Source organism: Methanosphaera sp. A6, from assembly GCF_001729395.1.
Classification (GTDB): Archaea; Methanobacteriota; Methanobacteria; order Methanobacteriales; family Methanobacteriaceae; genus Methanosphaera; species Methanosphaera stadtmanae.
In genome coordinates, this window is record NZ_MAIF01000044.1 from 1 (window position 1) to 7,179 (window position 7,179).

The following is a 7,179-nucleotide window of genomic DNA, read 5'->3' on the forward strand; positions in this document are numbered from 1 at the left end:
AGAAACAAAGAATACTTAAGATCAAAAACACTATCAACATTAGACAAAATGACAATAGCAAACCAAACATCACAAATATTCCAAATATACAGAGAACTAAGTCTTTATGATACATACAAAATACTAAATGAACTAAAAGACATAGAAAACCAACTATTAAAACCAATTAAAAAAAATACTAAACACCACAATAGAAAACAACATAAACAAAATAATAATACACCTCTTATACTCCGAAATACCAAGAACAAACAACGCAGTAGAACAACACTACAGAAACTCTTTACCAAAATCAAAGAAAAACAAAAAAAAGAACCATTAACGGCATACTAACAACACTAACAACCAAAATGATGAAAAAATTTAAAAACACAAAAGAAAAATAAATATTCAAAAATCAAGACCCTACAACTGGAAAGCCACTAAAAATAGTAAAATAAATAAGAAAAGATAAGAATCTAATCTTTTTGAGTTGTAGTTGTTGTATTATTTATAGTTACATTATCTATATTAATATTTAAAAACTTCACATATGAATCATCATTTGCAAATTCAGTAGTTGTATTTGCCCCACTATCTTCTAAAACAACTTCAATTGTCGAATTTTTATATGTTTGATTGTATATTACACCATGTGTATTTGAATTTAAATCTATTGTATCAGAATAACCTTCATTTAGATATATAGAATAGGAAGTATTTGTTACTGAAGCTAATACTTTTCCGATTTCTGTATCATTTACATATACAGTTAATATTTTTTCGGGCAGTTGCTGTGATTTAATTTCTGTTCCAACACTAGCATTTGTATGATTTATATCAACATTTATAGTTGTATTATTTAGATTTTTATCTAGTGTATTTTCATCTACTTTAATATTTTTTACTTGTTGAGTATTCTCGAATTTAGTTTTAAAATCTGAATCCCTAATCACATCCCCCGGATTAACTTCTAAATTACTTCTAGCTAACTCAGGCATACGTATTAAATCATTTTCACCCTCAAGCGACTGTTCAAGCTGATACTTTTCATGATTAATATATATATTGTCCCCATATTGTGATTGAAGAGTACTCAATGCTGAAGTTGGGAGACGTATGAGCTGTTCTTCATTTTCCAAAGCATTCTCTATTGTATATGGTCCTCTAACATCTACCCCTTTATGAGGTTCAGGTGATGTTGATATTATTAGATTCTTACTTGCAGGTTCTATAGATATTTGATTTGAAGATATAGTTACAGATCCTACTAACGAAACTGTTAATAGTAATAGAATTATTATAGAAATAACTATTGGAAAATGCATGTGAATAAATGACTTAAATATTTGTTTCTTAGACACTTTACTTTGTCCATATATTCTTAAGGACATCTTAATTATTTTTATAATATAAAGTATAGAAATAATTAATCCAATTATTATAATAAATGAAGACATCCATGTAGTCATGAATCTAATAAAGAATAATCCAAATATTCCCAAGGTTATTAGTGATAATCCCATGATTTCCATCCTTATTGAACTACCTAAATCATCGACCATAGTCAATCTACCATAATTAATCGCACGATCAACTATTGTTCTTACAACCTCATTAGCCATTAAATTTAATTCTTTTAATGATGACATTTCATGAACAATATTTCCAATATCCACTTCATGTATTCTCATTCCACGGGCATCCGCATCTAACACTATACCAATATCAACACCATAATCCTTTTCAAGATCAATTGTATCTAAGAAATTTTTTGTTGCTGCAAACTGTCCACTTAATGGTTGTTCAAAACTTAATTCTGGAAAGAAAAATTGAAGTAAAGGTTTTGCTGTTAATTCAGTTACACGTCCTGCTTCTCTTTTAAATTTAGTTTTTGTTATGTCTGCATTCCCTTTAATAATCGGCCGAATTATTGATTCGACTTGTTTTTTATTAATTTCTGATAAATCAGCGTCTAAAAATAAAATTATATTATTTGTTACTTTTTTAAGGCCTGTTTTCATAGCAGAGCCTTTACCCTTATTTATCTTATGCTTTATAAGTACAACATCTTCTTTGGAGACTATATCATATGTTTTATCTGTAGACCCATCATCTACAACTATGATTTCTGTTATACTCTTTACTTGTTTTACTGTGTCAATTACATGTTTTATTGATTTTTCCTCATTAAATGCAGGTATTACAACAGATACAGTATCATTTACTTTAGAAGATTTATCTCCAAAATATAGTAAAGACACTATAATTATCAATATAATTGGTATAACTTGTAACATGTAATCTCATTTCCCTTTATATATGTTAAAAATTATTATTTAACATTTGTTAATTATTAATACATTTTATTAATTATAATATAAATGATTTTTTTATGTAAAAAACTGAATAATAAATAAATATTAAAATAAAATCAAAATTAAATAATATGAAGGAGGTTAATATAAAAAAAATTTATTCATCAGAATAAACTTTTGCATATTCTTCTGGACTATTATACAAACCAATTGCTGCTAAAGCACCAATAAGTCCTGCTTTTCCAGTGACATATTCAATATGAATATTATTTCTTTTAGCTATTTTTTCTGCTTCTTCAAATGATTTCATAGATTTTTTAGCCTCAATTCCATAATTTTTAACTTCTTGAGGAATATCTAACTTATCATACACAACAAATGCTGTATTTTCAGACAATGTATCTTTTTTTAACTTAGATTTAATACTGTTTATTAAATCTTCCTTATCCTCATCTTTTACTGCAAATACTAATATTATAGATACGCAATTCTTAGTTTTATTTGGATTATTCGGATATAATTGACAAGTAATATGTTCTAAATACTTATAACCCTTTTCATCTTGTATCTCAGTTGCAATATTATTAGCAAGTGTCCATGTAGCGCCTTCAGTAGGAATATCCGTATCATCAATACCAATAATTACTTTTCTAAGTTTTGGTGTTACAACTGCAGCTTTACCTACTTTAGAACCACCACCCTTCTCAAATATTTCAACTCGTTTTACACCTGCTGCTTTACCTCGACAAAATGCTGCTCCAACACCAGCCCCTGCTAAACCAGCGTGGATTATCTTAATTTCATCATCACCAATTATAGCTTCTTCTATTCCTGCTGCACAAAAACTTGGTTTTAAATCCAAAGTTGTTTTTCCTTTTTTAACAAGATATGTGTGTTTGTTTCCATCACGTTTAGCTTCTAATATTAACGGACTTGTTCTTTGATATTGTGTAATCATCCAGTCAGATCCTACAGGACATGGATGATATTCAATTAATTCTATTTTATCCTCATTATTATCAGTTACCGTTAAAATTTCATGATAAGGTGTTATCCATGCATCAGTATATTTTTCTTTTAATTCATCAGGTGTTAAAATTTCCATATTCTCATAGTTCCCTTTTGTTATTAGTTTTAAAAAAAAGAATGTAAAAAAAGAAGACATAAACCAATTAGTTTAATCTTTTCACTAATTTTACTGCAGCTTCCACTGCACGTTTACCATACTCTACTCTTTTATGTGCTTCAAGTCTAGTCATTCCTGGTCCTGAAATTCCAAGAGTTACTGGTTTATTATATTCTAATGATAAATCAGTTATTTTTCTTGCTGCGTGTTGTACTACAATCTCATCATGTTGAGTATCTCCTTCAATTACAGCACCTAAAGTAATAACTGCATCAACTTTTCCTTCATCTAATAATTTTTTTATTGCAATAGGCATATCATATACGCCAGGTACTGGGAATACCTCTGTAATTTCTGCATCTAAAAATTTAGCATGCTCTTTAGCTAATTCTAACATCATACTTGTTATATCAAAATTAAATTCTGCTACTACTGCTCCTATTTTAATCATTAAAATTTTCTCCTTTTATGTATTTTATATATTATATTACTTTTTCTAGATTTATACTAAGTATAATACAAATGCTGATACTGAACTTACTACCATAATGAATATAATAAATAATGCTATTAATTTTGCTGTTTCCATAGATTTAATCTCCGTTATTAATGTCTTATAATGTTTTAATTATTGTTAATTTTTCTGTTTATTTTCATATATTAAATTTTTATTTAATAATACCTACTTCTTAATATAAGAATCCTATTAAATATTAGTTATAACTAGAAAAAATTCAATTTAAAAAAGAAAAGAAAGAAACCCTTCCTCATATTTTATAATTTACTTGCTATATATTCAGCCATTTCTTGTGTTGATGCATCTCCACCTAAATCAGGAGTTACATTATCACCTTGACGAATAACATCAATCATAACATCTTCTATTTTTCTTGCATATTCAGATTCACCCAAATAATCTAACATCATGCATGCAGACAATATTGTTGCTACTGGATCTGCTATTCCTTGACCAGCAATATCTGGTGCTGAACCATGTACTGGTTCAAATAATCCAGAATTATCCCCAATATTTGCAGAAGGTATCATTCCTAAACCACCAACAAGTCCTGCACCTTCATCTGATAAAATATCACCATAGAGATTTGTTGTCACTATTACTTCAAAGTCAAGTGGATTTGTAATAAGATACATTGCTGTTGCATCAACATAGAAATCATTTGTTTTAATATCTGGATGATTTTCTGCCATTTTATAGAATGATTCTTTGAATAAACCATCAGATAATTTAAGTACATTTGCTTTATGTACAGCTGTAACTTTCTTACGACCTGTATCTTCAGCATATTTAAAAGCGTATTCTGCTATTCTTTCAGATGCAAATTTTGTTATTTTTTTACGTGCAATTGCACCTTCTTCTGTTAATTCTTCATCACCTATATATAAATCTTCAGTATTTTCTCTTACAATCATGAAGTCTATATCACCATATTTATCTGGTTGTAATGATTTTACAGGTCTTAAATTTACAAATGTGTTGAGTTCTCTTCTAAGTCTTACAATTACATCTGCTGCTGTTTCTCCCGCAGCTCCAAACAATACTGCATCTGCTTTTTTTGCTATTTCTAATGTTTCATCAGGAAGAGCCACACCTGTATCTTCTTTACATTTATCTCCTGCGTTAGCATAAGTATAATTAAAATCTATTGGTAATTTATCAAGTATTGTTATTGCTGCTTCTACTACTTCAGGACCAATTCCATCTCCAGGTATTACTGCTATATTATACATAAATATTATACTCCTATTCATTAAATCTTGTTTTATTTAAGTATTTTATTAATCCATCATTTTCAAGTATTTCAAACATGAATTCTGGAAGACTTGTTGTTGCATATTCTTGATTTTTTGTTTTATTAGTAAGTGTTCCATTTTCAAGATCTATTTTTACTGTATCTTCTTCTTCTATTTCATCAGGACCTTCATGTGCCTCTACTAATGTTAATCCAATGTTTATTGCATTTCTATAGAATATTCTAGCAAATGATTTTGCAACTACTGCCTTAATTCCTGAAGCTTTTAATGCTATAGGTGCATGTTCACGAGAAGATCCACATCCAAAGTTAGAACCTGCTACTATAACATCACCTTCTTGAATTTTATCTTTATAATGTAAATCATATCCTTCCATTACATGTTTTCCAAGATCTTCTGGTTTACTTAATGTTAAATATCTTCCTGGAAGTATACTATCTGTGTCTATGTCATCACCAAGTTTTAAAACTCGACCTTCAATAATTTTATCCATTTTATCGTCTCCTTCGAATTATTTTTTTTCTGGTGCTGTTATATGTCCAGTAATTGCACTTTCTGCTGCTACTATTGGTGAACTAAGATATACTTTTCCTTCAGGACTTCCTTGTCTTCCTTTGAAGTTACGATTAGATGTTGATAAACTTACTTCTCCATCTCCAATCACACCCACATGTCCACCAAGACATGGTCCACAACATGGATTACAAATTAATGCTCCTGCATCTACAAATATATCCATTAAACCTTCATCTAATGCTTGTTTATAAATTGTACGTGATGCTGGTATTACTAATGTTCTTACTCCTGGATTGATTTTATTTCCTTTAAGAACACGTGCTGCTTGTTCTAAATCTTTAAGTCTACCATTCGTACATGAACCTATAAATACTTGATCTATTTCCACATCTTCAACTTCACTTGCTGGTTTTACATTATCCACATAATTTGGACATGCAACTTGTGGTTCTAAATCTGAAACATCAATATCCATAACTTCTAAGCTTGCTGCATCTTTATCTGTTGTGAATTTTGTATATTGTTTTGTGGTTCTGTTTTTAAGATATTCATCAGTTATTTTATCTGCTGGTACAATTCCAGTTTTTCCACCACATTCTATTGCCATATTACTTAATACCATACGATCAGACATATCCATATTTTGTACTGTTTCTCCAGTATATTCACATGCTTTATATCTTGCACCATCTTGCCCTATTTGTCCTATGATATTTAATATTACATCTTTACTTGTAACATTTTCTTTTAAATCACCTGTTACATTAAATTGTAATGTTTCTGGTACTTTAAACCATAATTGTCCTGTTGCAAATACCATAGCCATATCAGTTGATCCAATTCCTGTTCCAAAAGCTCCTAATGCTCCATGTGTACATGTATGTGAGTCACTACCAACTACTATTGTTCCTGGAAGTACATGTCCTTTTTCTGGTAATACTTGGTGACAAACACCTTCATATACATCATAAAAGTTTTTTATTCCCTGTTCTTTTACAAATTTTCTTAATATTTGATGATTTTTTGCAGCATCTAAAGTATCTGCAGGTACCTGATGATCAAAAGGAATTACTATTTTATCAGGATCCCATACTTTATTAGTATTAATTTTTTCTAGTGCTTGTAATGTTAATGGACCTGTAAGGTCATGTACCATAGCAGTATCAATATCTGCCATGACTATTTCTCCAGCTTCTACTTTTTCATTGCCAGATGATTTTGCTAATATTTTTTCAGATATTGTCATTGACATTGATTTGTTACCCCCTATTTAAGTGTAAATATTTTTAATGATTTTTTTAGTATAATGATTTAAGTGAATCATAATTCAATAGAATTATTGAAAAATAAAATTTCACATTATATATATTTTTGATAAACTAACTTATTATTTATTTTGTAATTAATTCTTTACTAGAAAAGTATAAGTATTACAAATTTATAAATTATTATTACATAATAATGTAT

Annotated in this window: 6 protein-coding genes and 1 pseudogene; 1 reads left to right on the forward strand and 6 read right to left on the reverse strand. The window is 28.9% G+C overall.

Translation table 11 applies throughout. From position 1 onward, the window contains the following. A pseudogene (locus A9758_RS01455) lies at positions 1-386 on the forward strand (ISNCY family transposase); the annotation flags it as partial. A 72-nt stretch (positions 387-458) separates the two neighbouring features. Here A9758_RS01455 and A9758_RS01460 read toward each other — a convergent pair. From A9758_RS01460 to hacA, 6 genes are all read right to left on the reverse strand, one after another. Beyond that, positions 459-2,279 carry a glycosyltransferase gene (locus A9758_RS01460; RefSeq protein WP_011407050.1) on the reverse strand — a complete coding sequence of 607 codons (1,821 nt, stop codon included), beginning with the start codon at positions 2,277-2,279 and terminating at the stop codon, positions 459-461. Positions 2,280-2,454: 175 nt separating this feature from the next. Beyond that, positions 2,455-3,402, reverse strand: a complete 948-nt coding sequence (gene mmp11 / locus A9758_RS01465) for a methanogenesis marker protein 11 (RefSeq protein WP_011407051.1) — start codon at positions 3,400-3,402, stop codon at positions 2,455-2,457. Between the two features lie 67 nt (positions 3,403-3,469). Continuing rightward, positions 3,470-3,874, reverse strand: a complete 405-nt coding sequence (ribH, locus tag A9758_RS01470; RefSeq protein WP_011407052.1) for a 6,7-dimethyl-8-ribityllumazine synthase — start codon at positions 3,872-3,874, stop codon at positions 3,470-3,472. Positions 3,875-4,197: 323 nt separating this feature from the next. After that, complete coding sequence (locus A9758_RS01475) at positions 4,198-5,172, reverse strand: isocitrate/isopropylmalate family dehydrogenase (protein ID WP_011407053.1); 975 nt, start codon at positions 5,170-5,172, stop codon at positions 4,198-4,200. A 13-nt stretch (positions 5,173-5,185) separates the two neighbouring features. Next, positions 5,186-5,689, reverse strand: coding sequence for a 3-isopropylmalate dehydratase small subunit (locus tag A9758_RS01480; protein ID WP_011407054.1), 504 nt, complete (start codon positions 5,687-5,689; stop codon positions 5,186-5,188). Between the two features lie 18 nt (positions 5,690-5,707). Beyond that, positions 5,708-6,964, reverse strand: coding sequence for a homoaconitase large subunit (gene hacA, locus A9758_RS01485; protein WP_011407055.1), 1,257 nt, complete (start codon positions 6,962-6,964; stop codon positions 5,708-5,710). Positions 6,965-7,179: the final 215 nt, after the last annotated feature.